Annotated in this window: 25 protein-coding genes; 12 read left to right on the top strand and 13 right to left on the bottom strand. The window is 65.6% G+C overall.

From position 1 onward, the window contains the following. Positions 1 to 11: 11 nt before the first annotated feature. A complete protein-coding gene (locus tag AB4120_RS02520; RefSeq protein WP_144199076.1) occupies positions 12 to 929 on the bottom strand; it encodes a LysR family transcriptional regulator in 918 nt (305 codons plus the stop codon). 163 nt (positions 930 to 1,092) lie between these two features. Between AB4120_RS02520 and AB4120_RS02515 the strand changes: the two genes are divergently transcribed. Together AB4120_RS02515 and AB4120_RS02510 are read left to right on the top strand one after the other, a co-directional pair. After that, a complete protein-coding gene (locus AB4120_RS02515; protein WP_441641824.1) occupies positions 1,093 to 1,971 on the top strand; it encodes an alpha/beta fold hydrolase in 879 nt (292 codons plus the stop codon). 445 nt (positions 1,972 to 2,416) lie between these two features. Continuing rightward, a complete protein-coding gene (locus AB4120_RS02510; RefSeq protein ID WP_144199072.1) occupies positions 2,417 to 3,004 on the top strand; it encodes an acyloxyacyl hydrolase in 588 nt (195 codons plus the stop codon). Positions 3,005 to 3,022: 18 nt separating this feature from the next. Here AB4120_RS02510 and AB4120_RS02505 read toward each other — a convergent pair whose 3' ends face one another. Beyond that, positions 3,023 to 4,462, bottom strand: a complete 1,440-nt coding sequence (locus AB4120_RS02505; protein WP_149136854.1) for an aminotransferase-like domain-containing protein — start codon at positions 4,460 to 4,462, stop codon at positions 3,023 to 3,025. Between the two features lie 300 nt (positions 4,463 to 4,762). Between AB4120_RS02505 and AB4120_RS02500 the strand changes: the two genes are divergently transcribed. Continuing rightward, entirely contained in the window at positions 4,763 to 6,094 is a 1,332-nt protein-coding gene (locus AB4120_RS02500; RefSeq protein ID WP_149136853.1) for an aspartate aminotransferase family protein, read from the top strand. Positions 6,095 to 6,121: 27 nt separating this feature from the next. Further along, on the top strand, positions 6,122 to 7,648 hold the full coding sequence (locus AB4120_RS02495; RefSeq protein WP_149136852.1) for a CoA-acylating methylmalonate-semialdehyde dehydrogenase: 1,527 nt from the start codon (positions 6,122 to 6,124) through the stop codon (positions 7,646 to 7,648). A gap of 76 nt (positions 7,649 to 7,724) precedes the next feature. On the opposite strand, the gene AB4120_RS02490 is transcribed toward AB4120_RS02495, so the two are convergent. The 3 genes from AB4120_RS02490 to AB4120_RS02480 all read right to left on the bottom strand — a co-directional run bounded on the left by AB4120_RS02490 (position 7,725) and on the right by AB4120_RS02480 (position 9,494). After that, positions 7,725 to 8,015: a contact-dependent growth inhibition system immunity protein gene (locus AB4120_RS02490; RefSeq protein WP_187645092.1), complete on the bottom strand. Its 291-nt coding sequence runs from the start codon at positions 8,013 to 8,015 to the stop codon at positions 7,725 to 7,727. A gap of 4 nt (positions 8,016 to 8,019) precedes the next feature. Continuing rightward, positions 8,020 to 8,850, bottom strand: a complete 831-nt coding sequence (locus AB4120_RS02485; RefSeq protein WP_149136850.1) for an RNase A-like domain-containing protein — start codon at positions 8,848 to 8,850, stop codon at positions 8,020 to 8,022. Between the two features lie 227 nt (positions 8,851 to 9,077). Beyond that, positions 9,078 to 9,494: a WapI family immunity protein gene (locus AB4120_RS02480; RefSeq protein ID WP_149136848.1), complete on the bottom strand. Its 417-nt coding sequence runs from the start codon at positions 9,492 to 9,494 to the stop codon at positions 9,078 to 9,080. A gap of 264 nt (positions 9,495 to 9,758) precedes the next feature. Here AB4120_RS02480 and AB4120_RS02475 point away from each other — a divergent pair, with 264 nt between their 5' ends. Then, positions 9,759 to 11,168 carry an amino acid permease gene (locus AB4120_RS02475; RefSeq protein ID WP_144199058.1) on the top strand — a complete coding sequence of 470 codons (1,410 nt, stop codon included), beginning with the start codon at positions 9,759 to 9,761 and terminating at the stop codon, positions 11,166 to 11,168. Positions 11,169 to 11,178: 10 nt separating this feature from the next. On the opposite strand, the gene AB4120_RS02470 is transcribed toward AB4120_RS02475, so the two are convergent. Further along, a complete protein-coding gene (locus tag AB4120_RS02470) occupies positions 11,179 to 12,585 on the bottom strand; it encodes an aminotransferase-like domain-containing protein (protein WP_149136847.1) in 1,407 nt (468 codons plus the stop codon). Between the two features lie 190 nt (positions 12,586 to 12,775). Here AB4120_RS02470 and AB4120_RS02465 point away from each other — a divergent pair, with 190 nt between their 5' ends. Beyond that, positions 12,776 to 13,114 carry a DUF2917 domain-containing protein gene (locus AB4120_RS02465; protein ID WP_149136846.1) on the top strand — a complete coding sequence of 113 codons (339 nt, stop codon included), beginning with the start codon at positions 12,776 to 12,778 and terminating at the stop codon, positions 13,112 to 13,114. 229 nt (positions 13,115 to 13,343) lie between these two features. Next, on the top strand, positions 13,344 to 16,640 hold the full coding sequence (icmF, locus tag AB4120_RS02460; RefSeq protein WP_149136845.1) for a fused isobutyryl-CoA mutase/GTPase IcmF: 3,297 nt from the start codon (positions 13,344 to 13,346) through the stop codon (positions 16,638 to 16,640). Positions 16,641 to 16,667: 27 nt separating this feature from the next. On the opposite strand, the gene AB4120_RS02455 is transcribed toward icmF, so the two are convergent. The 6 genes from AB4120_RS02455 to AB4120_RS02430 form a co-directional block, all read right to left on the bottom strand. Beyond that, positions 16,668 to 18,239 (bottom strand): T6SS phospholipase effector Tle1-like catalytic domain-containing protein, encoded by a 1,572-nt coding sequence (locus tag AB4120_RS02455; protein ID WP_441641823.1) that lies wholly within the window; start codon positions 18,237 to 18,239, stop codon positions 16,668 to 16,670. Between the two features lie 52 nt (positions 18,240 to 18,291). Then, complete coding sequence (locus tag AB4120_RS02450) at positions 18,292 to 18,753, bottom strand: DUF3304 domain-containing protein (protein ID WP_092291528.1); 462 nt, start codon at positions 18,751 to 18,753, stop codon at positions 18,292 to 18,294. Between the two features lie 14 nt (positions 18,754 to 18,767). Further along, the gene (locus AB4120_RS02445) at positions 18,768 to 19,118 is read right to left on the bottom strand and encodes a DUF3304 domain-containing protein (RefSeq protein ID WP_222944701.1); all 351 of its coding nucleotides are present in this window, start codon (positions 19,116 to 19,118) and stop codon (positions 18,768 to 18,770) included. A gap of 125 nt (positions 19,119 to 19,243) precedes the next feature. Next, complete coding sequence (locus AB4120_RS02440) at positions 19,244 to 19,399, bottom strand: DUF3304 domain-containing protein (RefSeq protein WP_149136842.1); 156 nt, start codon at positions 19,397 to 19,399, stop codon at positions 19,244 to 19,246. 19 nt (positions 19,400 to 19,418) lie between these two features. Continuing rightward, positions 19,419 to 19,706, bottom strand: coding sequence for a DUF3304 domain-containing protein (locus AB4120_RS02435; RefSeq protein WP_149136841.1), 288 nt, complete (start codon positions 19,704 to 19,706; stop codon positions 19,419 to 19,421). Between the two features lie 14 nt (positions 19,707 to 19,720). Further along, the gene (locus AB4120_RS02430; protein ID WP_149136840.1) at positions 19,721 to 20,173 is read right to left on the bottom strand and encodes a DUF3304 domain-containing protein; all 453 of its coding nucleotides are present in this window, start codon (positions 20,171 to 20,173) and stop codon (positions 19,721 to 19,723) included. A 227-nt stretch (positions 20,174 to 20,400) separates the two neighbouring features. Between AB4120_RS02430 and AB4120_RS02425 the strand changes: the two genes are divergently transcribed. Both AB4120_RS02425 and AB4120_RS02420 read left to right on the top strand, forming a co-directional pair. After that, positions 20,401 to 20,829, top strand: coding sequence for an HIT family protein (locus tag AB4120_RS02425; RefSeq protein WP_092291535.1), 429 nt, complete (start codon positions 20,401 to 20,403; stop codon positions 20,827 to 20,829). A 51-nt stretch (positions 20,830 to 20,880) separates the two neighbouring features. Continuing rightward, the gene (locus AB4120_RS02420; RefSeq protein WP_149136839.1) at positions 20,881 to 21,735 is read left to right on the top strand and encodes a 3-hydroxybutyryl-CoA dehydrogenase; all 855 of its coding nucleotides are present in this window, start codon (positions 20,881 to 20,883) and stop codon (positions 21,733 to 21,735) included. Positions 21,736 to 21,777: 42 nt separating this feature from the next. Here AB4120_RS02420 and AB4120_RS02415 read toward each other — a convergent pair whose 3' ends face one another. Continuing rightward, a complete protein-coding gene (locus tag AB4120_RS02415; protein ID WP_092292105.1) occupies positions 21,778 to 22,446 on the bottom strand; it encodes a Crp/Fnr family transcriptional regulator in 669 nt (222 codons plus the stop codon). A 231-nt stretch (positions 22,447 to 22,677) separates the two neighbouring features. Between AB4120_RS02415 and AB4120_RS02410 the strand changes: the two genes are divergently transcribed. From AB4120_RS02410 to AB4120_RS02400, 3 genes are read left to right on the top strand one after another with little or no spacing between them, the layout of a single operon-like run. Continuing rightward, positions 22,678 to 24,642: an AMP-binding protein gene (locus tag AB4120_RS02410; protein ID WP_149136838.1), complete on the top strand. Its 1,965-nt coding sequence runs from the start codon at positions 22,678 to 22,680 to the stop codon at positions 24,640 to 24,642. Between the two features lie 13 nt (positions 24,643 to 24,655). Continuing rightward, complete coding sequence (locus tag AB4120_RS02405) at positions 24,656 to 25,576, top strand: ABC transporter ATP-binding protein (protein ID WP_149136837.1); 921 nt, start codon at positions 24,656 to 24,658, stop codon at positions 25,574 to 25,576. 10 nt (positions 25,577 to 25,586) lie between these two features. Beyond that, positions 25,587 to 26,501: a branched-chain amino acid ABC transporter permease gene (locus AB4120_RS02400; protein WP_144199042.1), complete on the top strand. Its 915-nt coding sequence runs from the start codon at positions 25,587 to 25,589 to the stop codon at positions 26,499 to 26,501.

Here is a 26,501-nt window from a genome sequence, read left to right as displayed (position 1 = left end):
TGGCGTGCCGGCTACCAGCCGTGATAGGGCGCGGTCTGCTCGTACGCGCCGAGCCGTTCGGCCAGAAAGTCGACAAAGGCGCGCACGCGGGCCGAGAGTTTGTCGCGCGTGAGATACACCGCGTAGATGTCCGCCGGCGGCGAGGCCCAGTCAGCCAGCACCTGCCGCAGTCGGCCCGAGCGCAGCAGCGGCGCTACCTCCCACTCCGAACGCAGCACGATGCCATGGCCCTGGAGCGCCCAGTTCGCCGCCGCCTCGCCATCGTTGGTGGCGGCATGGCCGCGCACCTTCACGGTCTCCTGCCGGCCTGCCGACTGGAGATGCCAGGTGCCATAGGCCGATTCGCTCTCCCGGATCACAATGCAACGATGCTGTTGCAATGCACGGGGCGAGGCCGGCTCGCCGTGTCGGGCGAGGTAAGCCGGGGACGCGCATAGCAGCCGGCGGTTCGGCGCCAGCAGGCGGGCGTTGAGCCGCGCATCGGGCAGGTCGCCGAGGAGGATGCCGACGTCGTAGCCTTCCTCGGCAAGGTTCATTGCCCGGTCGGTCAGCTGCAACTGCACTTCGACATCGGGATACGCCTGCAGGAAGTCGCTGACCAGCGGTGCGATGTGGCGCCTGCCGAAACCGAGCGTCGCATTCACCCGCAGTAGCCCGCGCGGCGCCACCCGGCTGCCGCCCAGGCCCTGTTCGAGTTCCTCCAGTTCGGCCAGGATGCGCCCACCCTGGGCCAGGTAGGACTCGCCCTCGGGCGTGACCGACAGCCGCCGCGTGGTGCGGTTGAGCAGCCGCACACCCAGCCGCGCCTCCAGCGCCGCCAGCCGCTTGCTGGCCGCCGAGGGCGTGACGCCAAGCTGTTGCGCTGCGCCGGCAAGGCTGCCGCGCTTGACCAGCAGGACGAAGAAGGCGAGATCGGAGAAGGCGTCCATCGATAGCGGCAATTCGTGAATCGAACGCACGAATGAAGTTCAGTTTGCGCAATTATAGCGATGGATTCCGCGATTACACTGCCCGCGCGATGCGCATCCCACGCGCGGCGACTACCATGGCACGGCTTGCCGCATCGACGCATCAAGACCAAGGAGACAGCCGATGTTTGAAGGATTCAGGACGTACCGGATCGACAACCAGGGCGTGGCGATTCATGCCGTGGTCGGCGGGGAGGGCCCGCCGCTGCTGCTGCTGCACGGCCATCCGCAAACGCATGTGATCTGGCACAAGGTGGCCGGTGAGCTGGCGCGGCATTTCACGGTAGTGGCCACGGACCTGCGCGGCTATGGCGACAGCGACAAGCCCGCCGGGCTGCCCGACCACGCAAACTACAGCAAGCGCACCATGGCGGCCGACCAGATGGCGGTGATGCGGGCACTCGGCTTCGAGCGGTTCCGCGTGCTGTCACATGATCGCGGCGCGCGCGTGGCGCACCGGCTGGCGCTCGACCATCCGCAGGCGGTGGAAAAACTCGTCACGCTGGACATCGCCCCGACGCTGGCGATGTATGCCCAGACCTCGGAAGCCTTCGCGCGCGCCTACTGGCACTGGTTCTTCCTGATCCGGCCCGCGCCGTTCCCCGAAACGCTGATCGAGGCCGACCCCGATCTCTACCTGCGCCAGACCATGGGCACGCGCAGCGCCGGCCTCGCGCCGTTCACCGAGGCCGCACTGGCCGAATACCTGCGCTGCCTGAAGCTGCCCGGCGCCGCCCACGGCCTGTGCGAGGACTACCGCGCCAGCGCCGGCATCGACCTGGAGCACGATCGTGCCGACGCCGCGGCCGGACGCCCGGTGGAGTGCGAGATGCTGGCCCTGTGGGGCGCCGACGGCGCGGTCGGCAAGTGCTTCCAGCCGCTGGAAGAGTGGCGCAAGGTGGCGCGCCGGGTGAGGGGGCATGCCCTGCCGAGCGGGCACTACATTGCGGAGGAAGTGCCGGAGCAGTTACTTGCGGAAGTGCTGCCGTTCTTGCGCGGCTGAGGGGGGCTGGTTGGCGAGCGGATTGCATGCGGCCAGGGAACAGTGTGTTGCACGATCCGCCGCGTTTGGCTCAGTGCACGGTTCGCCGCTCACTGGCATTATGGCGAACTGAGGACTTTTGGCATGGTCTGACTGCGCAGTGTCTGACCCGGCAGGTTCGGGGCAAACTTACATTCACTGATGGATGTATAATCCGCGCACATTTTCATTCCAAGACCCCCTCAGAAGTCCATTTCCACAATGACGTACCGATTTATTGCAGGTTGCCTCGCCGTCTGGCTCGGAATTTGCGTTGCCGCGAGCTGGCTGGTCGAGCGACTCTGGGCCTGATCGCCCGCGTTCCTCCTCGGGAAGCGGGCAGGGCCTGTCAATCGCGCCGAGTTGTGTTGTCGAGCCATCTCTCTTCGTTGTCTTCCTCGGGAAGACAGAACAACAAGAACGCCGCATGCATCCCGCCCTCTCTGCTCGCACCCTGTTTATCACCCGGACTCTTGCCGTTGCCGCGCTGGCCGCGGGCGCCACGTCGCCCGCCAGCGCCGAGGAACTGGTCGGCTGGAGCCATCCCGCCGTGCACGTGGCCTATGGCCGTGATCCCGGCCATAACATCAACAAGTACGAACTCGGGCTGAACTACAACACCCCGCTCCAATACGGCAATCCGCAGGGCTGGCTGTTCCGCCTGCAGGCCGAATTCAACGTCGCCGGATGGGATGCACGTAGCGGCACCAACCAGCAGAACCTGTTCGAGTTTGGCGTGTCGCCGATCCTGCGCGTGGAAAAGCGCGGCGGCTATTTCGTGCCGTTTGCCGAGGCGTCGGTGGGTCTGCGCGTGCAATCCCACACCGGCACGTCCGACGAACACCGTTCGGGCACTGCGTTCCAGTTCTCCGACATGGTCGGTATCGGCGTGGGCTTCGGCAAGAATGCCAACACGGAAGCGGGCTTCCGCTTCCAGCACATCTCCAACGCCAGCATCAAGGGGCCGAATCCGGGCAGTAATTTCTACACCGGATACGTGCGCTATCGCTTCTGAGGCTTCCCGGCCTTCCGCCTAGGCCGCGCGCGCCAGCGGCAGCCGGCCGGCGCGGCAGGCCTCGAAGAACGCCCACAGCTCCGGCGCGTCGCTCGTTGCCACGTTGAAGCGGATCCACGGGGAATCAGTCTCGTCGGGCTCGAAGTACGAGCCCGGTGCCAGCCAGATGCCGTGGTCCAGTGCCAGCGTGGCGAGGCGGCTTGCAGGCGGCGCGTCGTCGCCGCGCAGCCGCGCCCAGGCGAACATCCCCCCTTCGGGCCGCAGCAGCACCTCCAGCCCGTGCGCCTCCATCTTCTCCGTGACGCGATCCTGTTGTGCGCGTAGCCGTTCGGCCAGTGCCGCCACGTGGCGGCCGTAGTGGCCGCTGGTCAGCACGGAATACACCAGTCGCTCCGTGACCTCGGACGAGGTCAGTCCCACCGCCATCTTGGTCCGCGCGAAGGCCTTCGCCAGGTCCGGGCTCGCCGCGAGGTAGCCCACGCGTAGCGACGGCGTGATGGTCTTCGAGAATCCATTCACGTAGACCACCTGCGAGAGGCCGTCCATCGCCGCCAGCATCGGCGACCCGGCCGGTGCCAGCTCGCGGTAGATGTCGTCCTCCACCACCAGCAGCCGATGCTGCTCGGCCAGTTGCAGCACGCGGAAGGCGTTCATGCTGGTCAGGCTGGCGCCGGTGGGGTTCTGCAACACCGTGTTGACGAACAGTGCGCGTGGGGTGTGCTGGCGGATGGCGTCTTCGAGCGCGTCGGTATCGAGACCGGCCGCGGTGCGCGGCACGCCCACCACGCGCAGCCCGGCCAGCCGCAGGATCTGCAACAGATTGCAATAGCAGGGCGCTTCCACGAGGACCGTCTCGCCGGGGCGCAGCAGCGTGCGCACCACGAGGTCCAGCGCCTGCGTGGCCCCCTGGGTCAGTACCACCTGCTGCGCCTGCACCGGCATGCCGTACTGGCTCATATGCGTGGCGATGTGTTCGCGCAGCGGCGCGAAGCCATACGGATGGCCGTAGCCCGAGACCTGCGCCGCCGGCACACGCGCGGCGCTGCGCATGGCCTGGTGCAGCCCTTCCTCGTTGAGCCAGTCGCCCGGCAGCCAGCCCGCGCCGGCCTTGATCGGCACGGAATGGTCGGCGAATACATCGGAAAGCAGCCACGCGGCGTTGAGCCCCGGCGCCTCCCAGTGGGGTGCGCGGGCATGGCCGGCCGGCGCGTGGCGGTGCGCCACCGTGTAGCCGGAGCCGGGGCGCGCCGCGAGGTAGCCCAGCGCGGTCAACCGGCCGTAGGCTTCCGCCACCGTGAATGTGCTGACGTTGTGCTGCTGCGCAAAGCGGCGTACCGACGGCAGGGGCGTGCCGGCGCGCAGCGCGCGGCGATCCACCAGCGCGGCAATGCCGGCCACGATTTGTTCGGTCAGGGTGTCGCCGCCACGGCGGCTGCGGACAAGGTTCAGGTTGAGCATGAGGCACTCGGCAGGGCGCGAAACCTGTACAGTGTACTGGCAAGTACGCCGCCTGACCGGGCGTCTGCTCGATTGGTGCAGCGCAGCGGCGATACGCCATTTTTGCCGGCGATCCAGGCGCCGGCGCGCGTGCGCGGCGCAATCCGCTATCTGTACAGTCGAGGCTGACTACACTGTACGGTAAGGCAGCGATCTCCCGACCGTATATTCGTGCGGCCCGACCGCGCCGGTAGAGTTGCCGGAATCCGTGCCGGGGCGCTTTGCCCCGCGCCCCCCACACCCCGATTCTGAGGAGAAAGTATGGACGCCGCCAAGACCGTGATCCCCGATATGGATGCCCTGTGGATGCCGTTCACCGCCAATCGCCAGTACAAGGCCGCCCCGCGCCTGCTGGCCTCGGCCAGCGGCATGTACTACACCACCCACGACGGCCGCCAGGTCCTGGACGGCTGTGCCGGCCTCTGGTGCGTGGCTGCCGGCCATGGCCGCCAGGAAATCGTCGATGCCATCGCGCGGCAGGCCGCCACGCTGGACTACGCGCCACCGTTCCAGATGGGCCATCCGCTCTCGTTCGAGGCGGCCACCAAGCTGGCCGCGATCATGCCGAAGCCGCTGGATCGCATTTTCTTCACGAACTCGGGTTCGGAGTCGGTCGATACCGCGCTGAAGATCGCCCTGGCCTACCACCGCGCGCGCGGCGAGGGCCAGCGCACGCGCATCATTGGCCGCGAGCGCGGCTATCACGGGGTAGGCTTCGGCGGCATGGCCGTGGGCGGCATTGGCCCGAACCGCAAGACCTGGTCGGCCAACCTGATGCCGGGCACGGACCACCTGCCGGCCACGCTGAACATCGCCGAGGCCGCTTACTCGAAGGGCCAGCCGCAGTGGGGCGCCCATCTGGCCGATGAACTGGAACGCATCATCGCGCTGCACGATGCCTCGAACGTGGCCGCCGTGATCGTCGAGCCGCTGGCTGGCTCGGCGGGCGTGCTGGTGCCGCCGGTCGGCTATCTGGAGAAGCTGCGCGAGATCACCAGCAAGCATGGCATTTTGCTGATTTTCGATGAGGTCATCACGGCGTTCGGCCGCCTGGGCGCCGCCACCGCCGCCGAGCGCTTCAACGTGACGCCGGACCTGATCACCATGGCCAAGGCCATCAACAACGCGGCCGTGCCGATGGGCGCCGTGGCCGTGCGCCGCGAGGTGCACGACACCGTGATCAACGCCGGGGCGCCGAACGGCATCGAACTGCTGCACGGCTATACGTACTCGGGCCACCCGCTGGCGTGCGCGGCAGCCATCGCCACGCTGGACCTGTACCAGCGCGACAACCTGTTCGGCCGTGCCGCCGAACTGGCGCCGAAGTTCGAGTCGGCCGTGCATGGCCTGCGCGGCGCGCCGCATGTGAAGGACATCCGCAACCTGGGGCTGGTGGCTGGCGTGGAGCTGGAGCCGCGCCCCGGCCAGCCGGGCGCGCGCGCCTACGAAGCCTTCCTGAAGTGCCTCGAGCGCGGCGTGCTGGTACGCTACACCGGCGACATCCTGGCGTTCTCGCCGCCGCTGATCATTTCCGAGGCGGAGATCGACCAGTTGTTCGATACCGTCAGGCAAGCGCTGAACGACGTGCAGTAAGCCAAGACAGACTGAGAGGAAGACGCAGTGAACATCGCTGAAAACCGGCAGATCGCCGAAATCCATCACTACATCGGCGGCAGCGTCCGCCGCGCCGCCGCCGAGGGTGCCGGCCGCTTCGCCGACGTATTCAACCCCGCCACCGGCGAGGTGGCCGCGCGCGTGGCGCTGGGCAGCGCCGACGACGTCGGTGCCGCCGTGGCCGCCGCCAAGGCCGCGTTTCCGGCGTGGTCCGAACTGGCCCCGCTGCGCCGCGCGCGCATCCTGTTCAAGTTCAAGGAACTGCTGGACAAGCACCATGACGACCTGGCCGCGCTGATCACGCGCGAGCACGGCAAGGTGTTCTCGGATGCCAAGGGCGAGGTCACGCGCGGCATTGAGGTGGTGGAGTTCGCCTGCGGCATCCCCAACCTGCTCAAGACCGACTTCACCGACAACATCGGCGGCGGCATCGACAACTGGAACCTGCGCCAGCCGCTGGGCGTGGTGGCCGGCATCACGCCGTTCAACTTCCCGGTGATGGTGCCGATGTGGATGTTCCCGGTGGCGCTGGCCTGCGGCAACACCTTCGTGCTGAAGCCGTCCGAACGCGACCCCTCGCCGAGCCTGCTGATCGCCGACCTGCTCAAGCAGGCCGGCCTGCCCGATGGCGTGTTCAACGTGGTGCAGGGCGACAAGACCGCCGTGGACGCGCTGCTGGCCCACCCGGACGTGCAGGCGCTGTCGTTCGTCGGCTCCACGCCGATCGCCGAGTACATCTACACGGAAGGCACCAGGCACGGCAAGCGCGTGCAGGCGCTGGGCGGCGCCAAGAACCACCTCGTGGTGATGCCGGACGCGGACCTGGACCAGGCCGTGGACGCGCTGATCGGTGCCGCCTACGGCTCCGCCGGCGAGCGCTGCATGGCGATCTCGGTTGCCGTGGCCGTGGGCGACGTGGCCGACAAGCTCGTGCCGCGCCTGGCCGAACGCGCCCGCGCGCTGAAGATCCGCAACGGCATGGACGCCGACGCCGAAATGGGCCCGCTGGTCACCGGCGTGCACAAGGCGAAGGTCGAGGGCTACATCGCCAAGGGCGAGGCCGAAGGCGCCACGCTCGTCACGGACGGGCGCGGCCACAAGGTGGACGGCCACGACGGCGGCTTCTTCGTTGGCGGCACGCTGTTCGACCACGTGAAGCCGGACATGACGATCTACAAGGAAGAGATCTTCGGCCCGGTGCTGTCCGTAGTGCGCGTGCACGACTTCGCCGAGGCGGTGGACCTGATCAACGGCCACGAATTCGGCAACGGAGTGTCGTGCTACACCAGCGACGGCGGCATCGCCCGCGCCTTCTCGCGCCAGATCCAGGTGGGCATGGTGGGCATCAACGTGCCGATTCCGGTCCCCATGGCCTGGCATTCTTTCGGCGGCTGGAAGCGCTCCCTGTTCGGCGACCACCACGCCTACGGCGAGGAAGGCGTGCGCTTCTACACGCGCTACAAGAGCATCATGCAGCGCTGGCCGGACAGTATCGGCAAGGGAGCCGAATTCACGATGCCGGTGGCGAAGTGATGGGGTAGGGAAAGGTCGTAGAAGTGCGAAACGGCAGGGTTTGGACCCTGCCGTTTTTTTTGGAATTCAGTAGTGCTTACTTCTGTAGCGATTGCTTCAGTTCGTCCAGGAATGAAGTAGCTGTGTAACCCCACAAGGCAGGATCGAAGCAGCCACGACACGCGTCTTCGATGGCGACCTCCAGATCTCCTGGATGGTCCTTCTTGATGCGGTCGATTTCCCCGATCAGATTTATTCGCATCCCGGCATCTGATTCTCGCAGATACGCGCCGACTATCTCTTCCATGGAATCTCCATATATATCGAAGTCCTCATTGAGATAGACGATGAGGAAGTGGGACAATTCAGGATATGTTACGTCTGTCATGGAATTAAGGCCGCGTAAAAGACGTCAGGATGTAGTAGGGCATGCCATTATGTTCTTCATGCGCAAGCACCACGGTGATGCTGCGCGCCTCCTGTATTTTTCCGGTGTTTCTTGGCAGGACCTTGCCAATCGGTTTGCCAAGGCTCATTTCCAGCCTCAACTTCAGGCGGCCGGAGGAAAGCCAAGCTTTTACTTGGCTGTCTCCCCTGCGTAGTGTTTCGGAGATTGCCCATTCGGCTGTACGGAGATCGGAGAATGTCGATGCGATCGGCAGTCGATTTTCCCGCACCAGTCGCGCCCGCAATTGTGCTTCCGTTTGGCCAACGTGTTTCTGAATGGTATGCCCGCCCCGTCCTCCGACCACATTCGCTTCATGAGGTATCAAACTGAAGCGCCCCAGCGTAATACTCGCCACCCGGGCCGCCTTCAACATCCCGGCGAGTCCGAATCCCACGCCGATGTCCAGCGACAGCCCGATGTTGTTCGCCATGTCGGGCGGCGCCCGCATCGTCTCGGCCAGTTTGGCCGCGCCCTGCTGGGTCAGGGTTGCGGTATCCCGCCCGGTCCATGCCTGCCGCATGCCGCGCCTGGTGGTGTCGGCGCCATGGAGGCCGAAGGCGATGCAACCTGCCTTGGTGACCCCGGTCGGCTCCGGTGCGATGCATAGCACCCCGGCACCGACCATCTCCAGCACGCCGCCGACGATGTCCAGGCCGCCCCACAGGCGGTTGCTCATCGTTTCAGCGGGGCTGATCGAGCGATGCGCAAGCACCGCAGCCAACTGCGGCGCGCTCAGGACTACGCGCACGCCTTCCATCTCGTCCAACTGAGCCATTGCAACCTACCTCCTGTCAGAAAAGGAGGATCGACGCTATCTGTTCAACGGCCAGACACATTTGAGATATCTCAAACCGCGCGGGTTCGTAACGAAAATGTTGCAGTGGCCTGAGGCTGGCTTGGTTCTACACGCGCTGCATGATGCCGGTGGCGAAGTGATGGTGAGAAGTGCGGAATGGCGGGTGTGTGGACTCCGCAGTTTCTTATTGAGGCAGCCTAGATGGCTCAACCAGAAAAGGACAGAAGCGCGTCAATTCCTCGCAGAAACTCGCCTAGGAAGGACTGATCCAGCCCACATTGCCCGGTAATCCATGCGCCGTCGGGTGGTACCGGCTGAAAGCGCCAGGCGCCAATGATCTGCCCTTGATCAAGCGTTCGCAATTTCAGCGAGAAGCCAGTTTCCACACCTGACAATTCGGCTTCTTGTCCGGCTTGGAACCGGGTTTGCAGGGACGCCAGCTGCTGTTGAAACTGCCGCAATTCGCCGGGCATGACGCTCCATTCCCCCTCCGCGCGAATCCCGGGTACGGTCAAATCGATCCGTACGTCGATCCATTCGAGATAGGGTCCTCCCGGTTCCTCACGCCGCGCGGAAACCGGCGTGAGTTGAAGCCGGAAGTCGTCTGTGTCAATGGTCAGCATGGGTCAGTAGTACATAAAGTGAAGAATCGTCCGGTCGGACTCTCGAACGACGACTTCCCTGATCAGAAAAAGAGGGAATTGAGACTACAGGCGCGGTCGCTCCCGCCGGTTGAGACGGCTCAATAAGCGATTGTCTGTAACGAAACTGTTGAAATCGTTATCAAAACGAGTCAATACGCGTGAGAGACCCATCCGATATTCCCCTTCCCCAAACCGCCCCCCAGGCACAACAATGATCTGATCACCCCACTCGGAGCCCACACCATGAGCCTGTTTCGCACCAAGAACATCGATGCCATGCTCGAGGTCAGCGCGCACGACGGGCTGCGCAAGGTGCTCGGGCCTGTGGATCTGGTGATGATGGGGATTGGTGCCATCATCGGCACCGGGATCTTCGTGCTGACTGGCACGGGGGCGCTGACGGCGGGGCCGGCGTTGACGGTGTCGTTCGTGATCGCGGCGCTGGCGTGCGGGTTTGCGGCGCTTTGCTATGCCGAGTTTGCGTCGGCCATTCCGGTGTCAGGGTCGATCTATACCTATAGCTACGCCACGCTGGGGGAGATCGTGGCGTGGATGATCGGCTGGGATCTGCTGCTCGAATATGGGCTGGCCACGTCGGCGGTGTCGGTGGGGTGGTCGGGGTACTTCCAGTCGCTGGTGGCCGGATTCGGCATTCGGCTACCTGTGGCGCTCACGGCGGCGCCTGGGGCCGTGCCCGGCGTGGAGACCGTGCTGAACCTGCCGGCGGTGCTGATCATGCTGGCGATTACCTGGGTGGTGTCTTACGGCGTGCGCGAGTCGGCGCGGCTCAACAACGTGATGGTGGCGATCAAGGTCAGCGTGGTGCTGCTGTTCATCGTCGTCGGCGTCTGGCATGTGCGGCCGGCGAACTGGGAGCCGTTCGCGCCGTTCGGCCTGACCGGGGTCTTCAACGCCGCCGCGCTGGTTTTCTTCGCGTTCATTGGCTTCGATGCGGTGACGTCGGCGGCGGAGGAGGTGCGCAACCCGCGCCGGGATCTGCCGATCGGCATCATCGGCTCGCTGGCGGTCTGCACCATTCTCTATGTGGTGGTGGCCGCCATCATGACCGGCATCGTGCCGTACGCGAAGTTTGCGGGGGTCGATCACCCGGTGTCGCTGGCGCTCCAGTACGCCGGCCAGAACTGGGTGGCCGGGTTTGTCGACCTGGGCGCCATCCTCGGCATGACCACGGTGATCCTCGTCATGACCTACGGGCAGACGCGGATCATCTTTGCGATGTCGCGCGACGGGCTGCTGCCCGAGGCGCTCTCGACCGTCCATCCCGTGCACGCCACACCGTTCGTCGCCACCTGGACCGTGGGGCTGATCTTCGCCACCATCGCCGGCTTCGTGCCGCTGAACGTGCTGGCCGAGCTGATCAACATCGGCACGCTGGCCGCCTTCACACTGATCTCGATTGCCATCCTGGTGCTGCGCCGCACCCGGCCGGACCTGCCGCGCGGCTTCCACTGCCCTGGCGTGCCCGTGGTGCCGCTGCTGGCGGTGGCGTTCTGCCTGTTCCTGATGGCGCACCTGCAATGGCTGACGTGGGTCGCCTTCCTGTGCTGGCTCGCGCTCGGGCTGGTGGTCTATTTCGCCTACTCGCGCCGCAACGCCGTGCTGCACAACCACGGCGGCGACGCGGAGGGCTAGCGGCCGGAGGTTACGCGTTCCGCGACCCCGCATCGGCCAGGAAGGCGCGCGAGCGTGCCTCGCCGGCATAGGCCGAGTTGATGCGCACCCAGGGCGTGGTCTCGCCGGCCGGGCGGAAGAAGTGCCCCGGGGCGAGCGCGATGCCGTACTGCTCGCCCAGCGTGACGAGATCGCGCGAGTCGGCCATGCCGCGCGGCCGGGCCCACAGGAAGTTGCCGCCCGCCGGCTCGCAGAACACCTCCCAGTTGCTCTCGCCGAGGATCTTCACCGCATCGGCGGTCACCTCGCGGGTGCGCACGCGCAGCCGTTCCACATACTTGCGATAGGCGCCGCGCTCGAGCATGGTCGCCGTCACGGCTTCGGCGAAATGCGAGCCGGCCACGCTGGTCAGCACCTTCACGTCGATCAGGTCCTTGACCAGCGCCTTGTCCGCCACGAGGTAGCCCACGCGCAGCGCCGCCGACACGGTTTTTGAGAACCCGCCTATATAGATAACGTGCTCGAGCTGGTCGAGCGTCGCCAGCCGGTCCGTGAACGTGAGCTGGAAGTCCGAGAAGATGTCGTCCTCGACGAAGCGGAAGTTGTGCTTGCGCGCCAGTTCGAGCAGGCGGAACGCCACCGGCGGCGTCAGCGTGGAGCCGGTGGGGTTCTGGAGGATGCTGTTGGTGAAGAACAGCTTGGGCTTGTGGTCGCGCAGCAGGCGCTCGCAGGCTTCCGGGTCGGGCCCGTTCGGGGTGTGCGGCACGCCCACCAGCTGCACGCCGTGCAGCCGCAGCAGGCCGAACAGGTTGTAGTAGCCGGGATCCTCCACGAACACGGTGTCGCCGGGCTTGAGCAGGTGCCGCACGACGAGGTCGAGCGCCTGGCTGGCGCCCGTGGTGATCAGCACCTGGGACAGCTCGGCCTGCACGCCCACCTGCCGCACGCGCGTGAGCACCTGCTTGCGCAGTTCGGGGTGGCCGAGCGGCGTGGCGTAGTGGATCACGCTGTCGATGTCATGCCGGGTGATATGGCGGATGGCCTGCGTCAGCCCCTCCACGTCGCGCCATTCCTCGGGCACGAAGCCGCCGGCCAGCTTCAGCGCGCCGCTGGGATGGTGGAACTGGTCGATGATATGGACCGACAGGTCTTCGGCCAGGCTCGGATCGGACCAGCCCCGGCCGCTGCGGCCGGCCAGCGTGCTGTCCGCCACGTAGAAGCCCGAGCCCTGGCGGGAATCGAGCAGGCCCTGGGAGACCAGTCGGTCATAGGCCTCGATGACCGGGAAGCGGCTGATGTTGTGCTCGGCGGCCAGCTGGCGGATCGACGGCAGGCGGGCGCCCGGCAGTGCTTCCCGCGAGCTGATCCAGGCCTTGACGGCGAGCACGATCTGCTCGGTCAGCGGTACACCGGTGGAGGGGTCGAGGACGAGCTTCATGGCGGGGGCGGTGGGGCGGTGGGGGCGAGGGGCAGCGGCGAACTGTCAGCAAAAACTACTGAACAGTTCATCGAAAACTGTTCGGAACTGTGCATGGGATTGTAATCCTCGCCATGAATAATGGAAGCGTGGCGGAGGCGTCCGCGTAGACCATCGACGCCGCTCCGCCGGGCAGAACGAGGAGACCCCCATGCGTGAACTCAGGACCTTTGAACTCGATGAACCGGGCAAGCCCGTGGGCTGGCGCGTCCGGCATGGCCAGAGCGTCGCCGTGCTCGAAGGCCGGCTGTGGCTGACCATCGAAGGGCAGGCCGCCGATATCTGGCTGCGGCCGGGTGACGTCCTCGCGCTGCCCGAGGGCGCGCAGGTCTGGCTGTCGGGCGAGTCGCCGCTGGCCCGCTTCCAGCTGGCCGAGACCCCCGCGCCGCTCTCGCTCCAGCGCGCCGCCGCCATCGCCCGGCAACTGCTGCGCCGCTGGCGCGCCCGCAAGACGGACGCGTTTGGCGACTGCCCGCAGATCAGCGCCTGACCCCGCGCCGCGCGGCGGGCAAGTGCCTGCCGCGCTCCATCCGGGCCAACCCCGCTGGTCCAATCCCTCCCGCCATGCGAGGATGCCGCCATGACCCTTGGCGCGCAGCCTTCCCGCCCGCCTTGCCTTACGTTAACGTAAACGTCATATAATCGTCCGGCCCCGTCAGTGCGGTCGTCAGAACCGCCGGCGCGTGGCACGCCAGCCACATATCCGAGCGGTGGAGACAATGACTGATCTTTCCGATGTGAGCAGGACCGCGGCGCCCAAGCCGCGCGCAGCCACGGGCCAGGGCCCGGCCACGCCGACCAACAAGGTGCGTTTTGTGACCGCCGCCTCGTTGTTCGACGGCCACGACGCCTCGATCAACATCATGCGGCGCATCCTCCAGTCTCACGGCTGCGAGGTGATCCACCTGGGCCACAACCGCTCCGTGCACGAGGTGGTGACCGCCGCGCTGCAGGAAGACGCCCAGGGCATCGCCATTTCCAGCTATCAGGGCGGGCACGTCGAATACTTCAAGTACATGATCGATCTGCTGCGTGAGCACGGCGGCGAGCACATCCAGGTGTTCGGCGGCGGCGGCGGCGTGATCGTGCCGGACGAGATCCGCGAGCTGCAGGCCTACGGCGTGGCGCGCATCTATAGCCCCGAGGACGGCCAGCGCATGGGGCTGGCCGGGATGATCGCGGACATGGTGCAGCGCTGCGACATCGACCTGACCCGCTACGCGCCCACCTCGCTCGATGCCGTGGCCGGCGGCGACCGCCGCGCGCTGGCCCAGCTGATGACCGCGCTCGAGAACGGGCGTGCCGACCCGGCGCTGGTCGCGGCGCTCCATGCCCGGGCGAAGTCCGCCACCACGCCGGTGCTCGGCATTACCGGCACGGGCGGCGCCGGCAAGTCGTCGCTGACGGACGAGCTGATCCGCCGCTTCCGGCTGGACCAGCAGGACGCGCTGTCGATTGCCGTGATCTCGATCGATCCGTCGCGGCGCAAGTCCGGCGGCGCGCTGCTGGGCGACCGCATCCGCATGAACGCGATCAACCATCCGAACGTCTTCATGCGCTCGCTGGCCACGCGCGAGGCCGGATCGGAGATTTCCCAGGCGCTGCCGGACGTGATTGCCGCCTGCAAGGCCGCCTGCTTCGATCTGGTGATCGTGGAGACATCCGGGATCGGGCAGGGCGATGCGGCCATCGTGCCGCACGTGGACCTCTCGCTGTACGTGATGACGCCCGAGTTCGGCGCGGCGAGCCAGCTCGAGAAGATCGACATGCTCGACTTCGCCGACTTCGTCGCCATCAACAAGTTCGACCGCAAGGGCGCGCAGGACGCCTGGCGCGACGTGGCCAAGCAGGTGCAGCGCAACCGCGAGCAATGGCACAGCAAGCCTGACGAGATGCCGGTTTATGGCACGCAGGCGTCGCGCTTCAATGACGATGGCGTGACGATGCTCTACCAGGGGCTGGCCGCCGCCCTCGCCGGGCGCGGCCTGGCGCTGAAGCCCGGCGTGCTGCCGGCCACCAGCGGCCGGATTTCCACTGGCCAGAACGTGATCGTGCCGCCGGCGCGCAGTCGCTATCTGGCCGAGCTGGCCGATACCGTGCGCGCCTACCATCGCCGCGTGGCCGAACAGAGCCGCCTTGCGCGCGAGCGCCAGCAGCTGCGCGCCGCCGGGGCGATGGTCAGGCAGGCCGACGCCGGCGGCGACACCGCCACGCTGGACACGCTGGCCGCTGACCGTGACGCAGCCCTCGGCGCCGTGGAGCGCAAGCTGCTGGCGATGTGGCCGCAGATGCAGCAGGCGTACAGCGGCGACGAATACGTGGTGAAGATCCGCGACAAGGAGATCCGCACGGGGCTGGTCACCACCACGCTTTCCGGCACCAAGATCCGCAAGGTGGTGTTGCCGCGCTTCGAGGACGACGGCGAGATCCTCAAATGGCTGATGCGCGAGAACGTGCCGGGCAGCTTCCCGTACACGGCCGGCGTGTTCGCCTTCAAGCGCGAGGGCGAAGACCCCACCCGCATGTTCGCGGGCGAGGGTGATGCTTTCCGCACAAATCGTCGCTTCAAGCTGGTGTCGGAGGGGATGGACGCCAAGCGGCTCTCCACCGCGTTCGACTCGGTCACGCTCTACGGCGAAGACCCGCACCTGCGCCCGGACATCTACGGCAAGGTCGGCAACTCGGGCGTCAGCATCGCCACGCTCGACGACATGAAGGTGCTCTACGACGGCTTCGACCTGACCAGCCCGAGCACGTCCGTGTCGATGACCATCAACGGCCCCGCGCCGACCATCCTGGCGATGTTCATGAACACCGCCATCGACCAGAAACTGGACAAATTCCGCAGCGACAACGGCCGCGAGCCGACCGCCGACGAGGAATCGAAGATCCGCGCCTGGGTGCTCCAGAACGTGCGCGGCACGGTGCAGGCGGACATCCTCAAGGAGGATCAGGGCCAGAACACGTGCATCTTCTCCACCGAGTTCTCGCTGAAGGTGATGGGGGACATCCAGGAGTACTTCGTCCACCATCAGGTGCGTAATTTCTACTCGGTGTCGATCTCGGGCTATCACATCGCCGAGGCCGGCGCGAACCCGATCTCCCAACTGGCGTTCACGCTCTCGAACGGCTTCACCTACGTGGAGGCCTACCTCGCGCGCGGCATGCATATCGACGACTTCGCGCCGAACCTGTCGTTCTTCTTCTCGAACGGCATGGACCCCGAGTACAGCGTGCTGGGCCGCGTGGCGCGCCGCATCTGGGCCGTGACGATGCGCGACAAGTACGGCGCCAACGACCGCAGCCAGAAGCTCAAGTACCACATCCAGACCTCGGGGCGCTCGCTGCACGCGCAGGAAATCGACTTCAACGACATCCGCACCACGCTGCAGGCGCTGATCGCCATCTACGACAACTGCAACTCGCTGCATACCAACGCCTATGACGAGGCGATCACCACGCCGACCGGCGAGTCAGTGCGCCGCGCGCTGGCGATCCAGCTCATCATCAACCGCGAATGGGGCGTGGCGAAGTGCGAGAACCCGAATCAGGGCAGCTTCCTGATCGAGGAGTTGACCGACCTCGTGGAAGAGGCCGTGCTGCAGGAGTTCGAGCGCATCGCCGAGCGCGGCGGCGTGCTCGGGGCGATGGAAACCGGCTACCAGCGCGGCAAGATCCAGGAGGAGTCGATGTACTACGAGCAGCTGAAGCACGACGGCACGCTGCCGATCATCGGCGTGAATACGTTCCGCAATCCGGAAGGCGACCCGACGCCGCAGAAGCTGGAACTGGCGCGTTCGAGCGAGGAAGAGAAGCAGAGCCAGCTGAACCGCCTGGCGGAATTCCAGCAGGGCCACACGGCGGACGCCCCGGCGATGCTGGAGCGGCTGCGCCAGGCCGTGATCGCCAACCAGAACGTGTTCGCAGTGCTGATGGACGCCGTGCGCGTGTGCTCGTTAGGGCAGATCACGCACACGCTGTTCGAGGTCGGCGGGCAGTATCGGCGCAACATGTAGGAGTGGATGCAGGCAGCCGACGCAACGCTAGAAGAAGGTGCGGTAGCGGAAGTAGCCGTTTGTCCGCGCCGTGGACTCCATCTTTCCGGTGGGTCGGAACGCGCACCGCGAGTCGTGGATGTAGTCGTCCATGAGCTTGTGCACGCTTGGTGGCAGGGCGCCCGGCGCTTCCAGTGCTGCCAGCAGGCGAGCCGTGGCGGCATCCACGCGCGGCGCGTTGGCGATGCTCGGGCCTACGCGGCCTCCTGCGGGAATTGGCGGACGCATCGCCACGCGCAAGCTTCGGTGGTGGGTGGCAAAGTCCTCGGCGCCTTCACGCAGGTCGATCTGGTCGGGGTCCTTTCTCGCCCGCTGGTAGAAGCGGCGTCGCTCCAGCGCCTGGCCCGGCAAGTGCAGGCCGCTGCGCCATTGCAGGTACTGATGGGTATGCGCCTCGAGGAAGGCTTGCGTTGCCGGCTTGCCGGTGGCACTTGGCGCGATGCCACAGGTCGCATAGAAGTCATTGACGGTGGCGATCAGGTCCGGGGAGCAATGGAAGGCCCGGGCGAGGCCGGGGTCCTCCTGGATTTCATCGGATGACAACAGCGGCACACCGCCGACGAGCGCCGCGTGGTGCATGTCGATCAGCGGTATCTGCGATAACTGCGGTGACAATCCCCAATCCGGCATGGCCTTGCCTTGATCACCGGGCCGGTAGCCGCCCCCCACGTCTGAATGCATACCGGGGTAAGCCACCTGCTTGCCACGCGCCATTTCCAGCGGAAAGCTGCCGCGCTGTTCGTGCAGGGCGATGAAATGCACGCATTGTTCGATGGCAGGGTGGATGGCCATATGGGCGCCCCAGGAACCATGGCCGTCGGCGCCCAGCACGCCGTCGGGGATGCCGACTGCTGCGACCGTATCGAACAGGCCCATGAAGTGGATGCGAATCGGTATGCCAGCCAGCCGGTAGACGCCATCTTTCTGCGCAAGAAATTCGAACAGCCAGTGGGCGAATGCGCGGGCTGCGGCGGCGCCGCGAGAGAATCCGAACACCGCGACATTGATCCGCGTGACCTTGCGCTCGCGGTCTGCCACCACTTTCGCCAGTTTGTTCTCCCAGGTCTTGAACGCGAGCTTGCGCATGGGATCATTCGGGTCATAGCTCATGCCTGATACGACAGTTTTCATCTGTTCGTCATTCAGCAAGTGGACTTGTGTCAAATTGAAGTGCACTGAATCGAGCACACGGAGAATCGCGCAGTGAATGCGATGCGTGCCCCGGAGGCCCGCTGCCAATCCGAGCGTGCCGCCATAGTCACCAATTTCCTTAAACGGTGTGCCGACGCCCGGAATGTAGTGGGCGAAGAATCCCTCTTCGCGCTTGTTCATGCACGCGTCATACAGGCGCGCGACATTGCTGTGCTTATTCGCCTCGGCCTGTGTGCAGCCAAGCCCGGGCTCCTTCCAATCCTTGTTGTTGCCCGTGCCATCGAAGAACAGACTGACAAACACCTGACCCTGGCACTGCGCCGGGTCGCGCTTGTAAACACAGGCCATTACCCGCGCTCGCTGCATCGTTTCGCGTGGCGAAAGTTCGCGCTGTCCATTCGCAGGCATCGGTGCAGGTATCGTAAGGTTGTATGGCATATTGCTCAGGCTCGGATGTACTTCACAATTTGGCTTCGTCGCCTTTAAGCGGATAGTCGGGATGACTGAGGTCCATCATGGTGACGAACACCTTAACCTCGCCGCCGCGCAGGAAATGGACAGCGAACCGGCCGCCCTCGTCGGGGCCATACTGTGGCACTTCCACGTCGCGCTCCATGGCGTTTTCTCCACCCCAATCGCTCCACCAGACCTTTACCGTCATACCCGGCTTGTAAGCGCGTGGAATGCTTGTACAACAGGTGAATTTTCCACCGCCACGATGTGCTCCCAAGTACGCACCGCCATACTCGTTGACCCCAAAGCGGTAGATGCTCCTGTCGGTGTGGTTGTAGCCCACCAGATTCAACGTCATCTGGTCTTCGGTGCATCCGGTCAGTGGCAGGCACAGCCCGGCCAATAGGCAAAGACGCCAGACTGACGGGAACCATTTCGTTTCGCGGCGATGACGCGTATTGGCAGGCATGGACGAAGTCTTTGTCACAGTTCGGCATCCTCACCCTTGAGCGGATAGTTGGGATGCCAGTAGCCCATCATGGTGACGAACACCTTGACCTCCCCGCTGCGCAGAAAATGCACGGCAAATGCACCGCCTTCATCTGGTCCATACCGTGGCACTTCCACAATGCGCTCCATGGCGTTTTCCCCACCCCAGTCACTCCACCAGACAGTGACCGTCATCCCAGGTCGGTAGGCGCGTGGAATGCTGATGCAACAGGTATGTCCCCCGCCGCCGCGGTGTGCTCCCAGGTAGCCACCGCCATATTCGTTGACGCCAAAACTGTAGATGCTCCTGTTGGTATGGTTGTGGCCCACCAGATTCAACGTCATCCGGTCTTCGGTGCACCCGGTCAGTGGCAGGCACAGCCCGGCCAATAGGCAAAGACGCCAGACTGAGGGGAACCATTTCGTTTCGCGGCGATACCGGACATTCGCAGGCATGGACGAAGTCTTTGTCACAGTTCGGCATCCTCACCCTTGAGCGGATAGTCCGGATGCCCGAGGCCCATCATGGTGACGAACACCTTGACCTCGCCGCCGCGCAGGAAATGGACAGCGAACCGGCCGCCCTCGTCGGGGCCATACCGTGGCACTTCCACGACGCGCTTTATGGCGTTCTTCCCATCCCAATCACTCCCCCAAAACCGTTACAGTCATACCGGGCTTGTAGGCGCGTGGAATGCTGATGCAGCACGTGAAACCCCCGCCGCCGCGGTGTGCCTGCAGGTGGCCGCCGCCATACTCATTGACGCCATAGCGGTGGATGCTCCTGTCGGTGTGGTTGTAGCCCACCAGATTCAACGTCATCCGGTCTTCGGTGCACCCGGTCAGTGGCAGGCACAGCCCGGCCAATAGGCAAAGACGCCAGACTGACGGGAACCATTTCGTTTCGCGGCGATGACGCGTATTGGCAGGCATGGATAGAGTCTTTGTCACAGTTCGGCATCCTCACCCTTGAGCGGATAGTCCGGATGCCCGAGGCCCATCATGGTGACGAACACCTTGACCTCCCCGCCACGCAGGAAATGCACGGCAAAATGTCCGCCTTCATCCGGGCCATACCGTGGCACTTCCACGACGCGCTCCATGGCGTTTTCCCCACCCCAATCGCTCCACCAGACGGTTACCGTCATGCCTGGCTTGTAGGCACGCGGAATGCTCATGCAACACGTAAATTTTCCACCACCGGTGTGTGCTCCCAAGTAGCCGCCGCCATACTCATTGACGCCGAAGCTGTAGATGCTGCGGTCGGTATGGTTGTATCCAAGAATGTCCAGTCCCATCTGGTCTTCGGTGCATCCTGTCAGCGGCAGGCACAGCCCCGCCAGCAGCGCCAGACGAAGCGTTCCCTTCCACCCTGCAGTACGGCCGATTGCGTGTGCCATCGATGAATCCCCCGGTTGCCATGGCATTGCACCTTAAACGCTGACCGGGGCACTGAAAATGCGTGAACGTTCACTTGCTGCGGGAGATCAGCAAGGACGTTGATTTCATCGAACTACGATTCCCATTGATGGAGACGTTGTGTAGGCGCGCGCTGCGCTACACTCGAAGGTTGCCGCGCGCCATCCTTGCGCGGGTCCAAGCCACGCAGAAGGAGGGCCCTGATCCCATGTACGACAACCAGAACATCTTCGCCCGCATCCTGCGCGGCGAACTCCCGTGCTTCAAGATCTACGAGGACGCGGACACCATTGCGTTCATGGACATCATGCCGCAGACCGACGGCCACGCGCTGGTCGTGCCGAAGGAGCAGGCAGTGGACCTATTCGGCCTGTCCGAGGCCGGCGCGGCGGCGGCGATCAAGTCCACGCAGCGCGTGGCGCGTGCCGTGCGCGAGGCCTTCCAGCCGGACGGCATGGTCATCACCCAGTTCAACGGCGTGGCGGCGGGGCAGACCGTGCCGCACATCCATTTCCACATCGTGCCGCGCTACGCGGACCAGCCGATTCGCGGCCATGCGCGCGAGCAGCAGGACATGGCCGTGCTCAAGGAGCACGCCGAGCGCGTGATCGCGGCGCTGGCGAAGCTGCCGGCCTGATCGGTCCCGATTTCATTCCCGGATACACGTAACGACACAAGGAAGTTCGACATGGCAATCAAGACAGTAGGCATCGTCGGTGCCGGCACGATGGGCAACGGCATCGCCCAGGCTTGCGCGGTGGCTGGCCTGGACGTGGTGATGGTCGATATCAGCGACGCCGCCGTGCAGAAGGGCATCGCCGCGGTGGCCGGCAGCATGGACCGGCTGATCAAGAAGGAGAAGGCGACCGAGGCCGACAAGGCGGCAGCGCTGGCGCGCATCCACGGCAGCACCGCCTACGATGACCTCAAGAAAGCCGATATCGTCATCGAGGCCGCCACCGAGAACCATGAGCTGAAGCTCAAGATCCTCAAGCAGATCGACAGCATCGTCGGCGCGCACGTGATCGTGGCGTCGAACACCTCGTCGATCTCGATCACCAAGCTGGCTGCGGCGATCTCGCGCCCGGACCACTTCATCGGCATGCACTTCTTCAACCCGGTGCCGATGATGGCGCTGGTGGAGCTGATTCGCGGCCTGCAGACCAGCGATGCCACGCATGCCGACGTCGAGGAGCTGGCCAAGCGGCTGGGCAAGTATCCGATCACGGTGAAGAACAGCCCGGGCTTCGTGGTGAACCGCATCCTCTGCCCGATGATCAACGAGGCGTTCTGCGTGCTGGGCGAGGGCCTGGCGTCGCCGGAGGAAATCGACGAGGGGATGAAGCTGGGCTGCAACCATCCGATCGGGCCGCTGGCGCTGGCGGACATGATTGGCCTGGATACGATGCTGGCGGTGATGGAAGTGCTCTACACCGAGTTCGCCGATCCCAAGTACCGTCCGGCGATGCTGATGCGCGAGATGGTCGCGGCGGGCTACCTCGGCCGCAAGACCGGGCGTGGGGTTTACGTGTACAGCAAGTAAGCCGATCGCTGCCCCCCTCTTCCAGGAGGAGGGGGGAGACCCTCATTCCCCGTACTGCCGCAGCCCCTCCAGGTCGAGCACCTCGATTACCCCGTAGTCCACCCGCACCAGCCCCTGCTGCTCCAGCACCTTCAGCGCCTGGTTGGCGCGCTGCCGCGAGATGCCGGCAAGCAGGCCGATCTCCTCCTGCGAGATCTCCAGCGTATTCCCCAGCCCCGGATACAGGTGTTCGTTGAACAGCGACGACACCGCGCGCGCCACGCGCGAATCGATGTCCAGCAGCCGTTCGTACTCCACCGCCGCAATGAACTGCCCGAGCCGCTCGTTGAACTGCATCAGCAGGAAGCGCGTGAACGGCAGGCTGGTATCCAGCAGCCACTGAAAAGTCTCGCGCGGGATGAACGCGATGCGCGAGCGGCGCAGCGCCATCACGTCGTACTTGCGGATCTCCGACTTCAGCACCGCGCCTTCGCCGAACCAGCCGCCGGTCGGCACGCCGGTAAAGGTGACCGATTTGCCCGAGGGCGACACCGTGGTGATCTTGATGATGCCTTCCACCACCCCCAGCCAGTGCTCGGCCAGGTCGCCCTTGTGGCAGACATAGTCGCCCTGGCTGTACTCGCGCACCGTGGTCACGCGTTTGACACGCTCGCGCTGGGCCGGGCTGAGGTCGACGGCCCAGGCGCAGCGGTCGATGAAATCATGGGAAATCGCCACTCGGTGCTCCCGTAGGGATTAACCCGGAATTGTCATCGGCGTGACAACCCGGGGGGATGGCATCGGCTATCTTACGATCACAACGGAACCGGCCCGGCCTGATCTCACAAGGCTTGGCGGCTTGATGCGGTGCGAGAAGCGCCGCCTGGCGCCCAGTATAGCGACCGGTCCGGCGGCTTGATACCCGGCGTGGCCCCTACGCCCCCTGGGGGAGAGGAGACAGCGATGCAGGAATCGTCGGCAACGACCTTCCCGCGATGCCTGCTGGCGCACGCCACGCAGCGGCCGGATCATCCGGCCCATCGCGAGAAGGATCTCGGCATCTGGCAGACATACAGCTGGTCGCAAGCCGCGCGCGAGGTGCGCGCGCTCGCCTGCGGGCTGGCCGCGCTTGGGTTCCGGCGCGGCATGAACCTGGCCGTGGTGGGCGACAACCGCCCGCGTCTGTACTGGGCGATGACCGCCGCGCAGGCGCTCGGCGGCGTGCCTGTGCCGCTCTACCAGGACGCCATCGCCAACGAGATGGTCTATGTGCTGGAAGACGCCGAGATCGAATTCGCCGTGGTCGAGGACCAGGAGCAGGTAGACAAGCTGCTCGAGGTGGAGGCCCAGCTTGCCGCGCGCGGCCGCGCCGTGCGGCATCTGATCTATGAAGACCCGCGCGGCCTGCGCGACTACGACCATCCCTCGCTGCTCTCCTACGAACGCCTCCAGGAGATCGGCCGCGAGTACGACGCCGCGCACCCGGGCTTCTACGATGCGCAGGTGCAGGCCGGCCAGCCCGAAGACACCGCGATCATCCTCTACACCTCCGGCACCACCGGCAAGCCCAAGGGGGTCTGCCATTCGCACCAGGGGTTGATCGGCGCGGCGCGCAACGGCTGCCAGTTCGACAAGCTCGGCCCCGACGACGACGTGCTTTCCTACCTGCCGATGGCCTGGGTGGGCGACAACCTGTTCTCGTACGCGCAGGCGCTGGTGGCCGGCTTCACGGTGAACTGCCCGGAGTCGCGCGAGACCGTAATGACCGATCTGCGCGAGATCGGCCCCACGTACTACTTCGCCCCGCCGCGCATCTATGAAGGGCTGCTGACGCAGGTGATGATCCGCATGGAGGATGCCGGCTGGGTCAAGCGCCGCCTGTATGACTGGGCGATGGGCGTGGCGCGCCGCTGCGGCGCGGACATCCTCGACAAGCGCCATGTGCCGCTGGCGGACCGGTTGCGCTACGCGCTGGGCGAATGGCTGATCTACGGCCCGCTGCGCAACGTGCTCGGCATGAGCCGCATCCGCGTGGGCTACACCGCCGGCGAGGCCATCGGCCCGGACCTGTTCCGCTTCTATCGCTCCATCGGCGTGAACCTGAAGCAGTTTTACGGGCAGACCGAGACCTGCGCCTACGTGTGCCTGCAGCCGGACGGGCAGGTCAAGTTCGACTCCGTCGGCCCGGCCGCGCCGGGCATGGAGATCCGCATCGCCGACAACGGCGAGGTGCTGGTGCGCGGCGTGGGGCTGCTGAAGTCCTACTACAAGCGCGACGACGCCACGCGCGAGGCCATCAACGACGAGGGCTACTTCATGACCGGCGACGCCGGCGTGATCGACGCCGACGGCCACCTCAAGATCATCGACCGCGCCAAGGACGTCGGCAAGCTGGCCGACGGGTCGATGTTCGCGCCGAAGTACATCGAGAACAAGCTCAAGTTCTTCCCGTACATCAAGGAGGCGGTGGCCTTCGGCACGGACCGCGAGTCGGTCTGCGCCTTCATCAACATCGATTTCGATGCGGTGGGCAACTGGGCCGAGCGCCGCCACCTGGCCTACGCCGGCTACGTGGACCTGGCCGCCCAGCCGGATGTGATCGCGATGGTCGCCGAGTGCGTGGAGCAGGTGAACGCCGACCTGGCGGCGGACGCCATGCTGGCCGGCTCGCAGGTGGCGCGCTTCCTGATCCTGCACAAGGAACTGGACCCGGATGACGACGAGTTGACGCGCACGCGCAAGGTGCGGCGCGGCTTTATCGCCGAGAAGTACGCGGTGCTGGTGGATGCGCTGTACGCGGGCAAGCCCGAGCAGTTCATCGAGACGCGCGTGAAGTTCGAGGATGGCCGCGAGGGCAGTGTCTCGGCCACGCTGAAGCTGGTGGACGTCAAGCGCTTCCCGCCCACGGGCGGCGCGCGCGCGGCATGAACAGGGGAATGGCATGACGCAGATGACTTGGCGCGTGGACGCCACGGGCACGATGGCGCCGGCGGGCACGATCGCCGCGCCGGGGCACGCCGACGGCGTGCAGCACGAGGGGCTCCGCACCGGCGACGCGCTGGAGCCGGACTCCACCCTGCACACCCGTACGCGCGGCGACGTGATCCTGGACCTCCAGAACATCTCGCTCGCATTCGGCGGCGTGAAGGCGCTGACCGACATCTCGTTCGACGTCTGCGAGCACGAGATCCGCGCGATCATCGGCCCGAACGGCGCGGGAAAGAGTTCGATGCTGAACGTGATCAACGGCGTCTATCACCCGCAGCAGGGCCGCATCGTGTTCCGGGGCGAGGAACGGCGCCAGATGCATCCCACCGCCGCCGCGCGGCAGGGCATTGCGCGCACGTTCCAGAACATCGCGCTGTTCAAGGGCATGACCGTGCTGGACAACATCATGACCGGCCGCAACACCCAGTTCCGCACCGGGCTGTTCGCGCACGCGCTGTGGTGGGGCCCGGCGCGCGCCGAGGAGATCCGGCACCGCCACAAGGTGGAGGAGGTGATCGACTTCCTCGAGATCCAGGCCATCCGCAAGACCCCGGTGGGGCGCCTGCCGTACGGCCTGCAGAAGCGCGTGGAGCTGGCGCGCGCGCTGGCGGCGGAGCCGTCGATGCTGCTGCTGGACGAGCCGATGGCCGGCATGAACGTGGAGGAGAAGCAGGACATGTGCCGCTTCATCCTCGACGTGAACCAGCAGTTCGGCACCACCATCGTGCTGATCGAGCACGACATGGGCGTGGTCATGGACATCTCCGACCGCGTGGTCGTGCTCGACTACGGCAAGAAGATCGGCGACGGCACGCCCGAGGAGGTCAAGGCCAATCCCGACGTAATCCGTGCCTACCTCGGCACCTCGCACTGAGCGCCCCATCATGACCTTCTTCTTCGAAATCCTGATCGGCGGGCTGCTCTCCGGGCTGATGTACTCGCTCGTGGCGCTGGGCTTCGTGCTGATCTACAAGGCGTCCGGTGTGTTCAACTTCGCGCAGGGGGCGATGGTCTACTTCGCCGCGCTGGCCGTGGTGGGGCTGATGGACAAGGGCATGCCGATGTGGGCGGCGTTCATCGGCGCGTTCGTGGTCATGGTCATCGTGGGCATCAGCACCGAGCGGCTGGTGCTGCGCAAGCTGGTCAACCAGCCGCCGATCACGCTGTTCATGGCGACCATCGGGCTGTCGTTCTTCCTGGAAGGGCTCGGGCCGCTGCTGTTCGGCAACGAGGTGCGGCCGATCAACCTCGGCATCGTGGACGAGCCGATCGAGGCCATCCTCACCCGCTTCAACATCGTCCTCTCGAAGTTCGACCTGGCCGCCGCCGCGATTGCCGCCGTGCTGGTGGCTGCGCTGGCGCTGTTCTTCCAGTACACCAAGGTGGGCCGCGCGCTGCGCGCGGTGGCGGATGACCACCAGGCGGCGCTCTCGCTCGGCATTCCGCTCCAGCACATCTGGGCGATTGTCTGGGGCGTGGCCGGCTTCGTGGCGCTGGTGGCGGGCATGCTCTGGGGCTCCCGCAACGGCGTGCAGTTCGCGCTGACGCTGACCGCGCTCAAGGCGCTGCCGGTACTGATCCTGGGCGGCTTCACCTCGGTGCCGGGGGCCATCGTCGGCGGGCTGATCATCGGCGCGTCCGAGAAGCTGGCCGAGATCTACATCCCGCCGGTGTTCCAGTCGATGTTCGGCGGCAACTTCGGGGGCATCGAAGGCTGGTTCCCCTATGTATTCGCCTTGCTGTTCCTGCTGGTGCGGCCCGAAGGGCTGTTCGGCGAGAAGCACATCGACCGCGTGTAA

Origin of the sequence: Cupriavidus sp. 2KB_3 (genome assembly GCF_052115685.1) — a bacterium.
In the GTDB taxonomy this organism is placed as follows: Bacteria; Pseudomonadota; Gammaproteobacteria; order Burkholderiales; family Burkholderiaceae; genus Cupriavidus; species Cupriavidus campinensis.
The sequence above is the reverse complement of the archived record's forward strand: the minus strand, read 5'-3'. Positions and strand labels throughout refer to the sequence as shown.

Coding starts and splice junctions, on each gene's coding strand:
- AB4120_RS02510 (WP_144199072.1), top strand. CDS start 2,417: ATGCATCCCGCCCTCTCTGCTCGCACCCTGTTTATCACCCGGACTCTT.
- AB4120_RS02410 (WP_149136838.1), top strand. CDS start 22,678: ATGCAGGAATCGTCGGCAACGACCTTCCCGCGATGCCTGCTGGCGCAC.
- AB4120_RS02400 (WP_144199042.1), top strand. CDS start 25,587: ATGACCTTCTTCTTCGAAATCCTGATCGGCGGGCTGCTCTCCGGGCTG.
- AB4120_RS02520 (WP_144199076.1), bottom strand. CDS start 929: ATGGACGCCTTCTCCGATCTCGCCTTCTTCGTCCTGCTGGTCAAGCGC.
- AB4120_RS02425 (WP_092291535.1), top strand. CDS start 20,401: ATGTACGACAACCAGAACATCTTCGCCCGCATCCTGCGCGGCGAACTC.
- AB4120_RS02490 (WP_187645092.1), bottom strand. CDS start 8,015: ATGACAGACGTAACATATCCTGAATTGTCCCACTTCCTCATCGTCTAT.
- AB4120_RS02420 (WP_149136839.1), top strand. CDS start 20,881: ATGGCAATCAAGACAGTAGGCATCGTCGGTGCCGGCACGATGGGCAAC.
- AB4120_RS02470 (WP_149136847.1), bottom strand. CDS start 12,585: ATGAAGCTCGTCCTCGACCCCTCCACCGGTGTACCGCTGACCGAGCAG.
- AB4120_RS02465 (WP_149136846.1), top strand. CDS start 12,776: ATGCGTGAACTCAGGACCTTTGAACTCGATGAACCGGGCAAGCCCGTG.
- AB4120_RS02435 (WP_149136841.1), bottom strand. CDS start 19,706: ATGCCTGCCAATACGCGTCATCGCCGCGAAACGAAATGGTTCCCGTCA.
- AB4120_RS02515 (WP_441641824.1), top strand. CDS start 1,093: ATGTTTGAAGGATTCAGGACGTACCGGATCGACAACCAGGGCGTGGCG.
- AB4120_RS02500 (WP_149136853.1), top strand. CDS start 4,763: ATGGACGCCGCCAAGACCGTGATCCCCGATATGGATGCCCTGTGGATG.
- AB4120_RS02430 (WP_149136840.1), bottom strand. CDS start 20,173: ATGGCACACGCAATCGGCCGTACTGCAGGGTGGAAGGGAACGCTTCGT.
- AB4120_RS02450 (WP_092291528.1), bottom strand. CDS start 18,753: ATGCCTGCCAATACGCGTCATCGCCGCGAAACGAAATGGTTCCCGTCA.
- AB4120_RS02480 (WP_149136848.1), bottom strand. CDS start 9,494: ATGCTGACCATTGACACAGACGACTTCCGGCTTCAACTCACGCCGGTT.
- AB4120_RS02455 (WP_441641823.1), bottom strand. CDS start 18,239: ATGCCTGCGAATGGACAGCGCGAACTTTCGCCACGCGAAACGATGCAG.
- AB4120_RS02445 (WP_222944701.1), bottom strand. CDS start 19,118: ATGACGTTGAATCTGGTGGGCCACAACCATACCAACAGGAGCATCTAC.
- AB4120_RS02485 (WP_149136850.1), bottom strand. CDS start 8,850: ATGGCTCAGTTGGACGAGATGGAAGGCGTGCGCGTAGTCCTGAGCGCG.
- icmF (WP_149136845.1), top strand. CDS start 13,344: ATGACTGATCTTTCCGATGTGAGCAGGACCGCGGCGCCCAAGCCGCGC.
- AB4120_RS02405 (WP_149136837.1), top strand. CDS start 24,656: ATGACGCAGATGACTTGGCGCGTGGACGCCACGGGCACGATGGCGCCG.
- AB4120_RS02505 (WP_149136854.1), bottom strand. CDS start 4,462: ATGCTCAACCTGAACCTTGTCCGCAGCCGCCGTGGCGGCGACACCCTG.
- AB4120_RS02475 (WP_144199058.1), top strand. CDS start 9,759: ATGAGCCTGTTTCGCACCAAGAACATCGATGCCATGCTCGAGGTCAGC.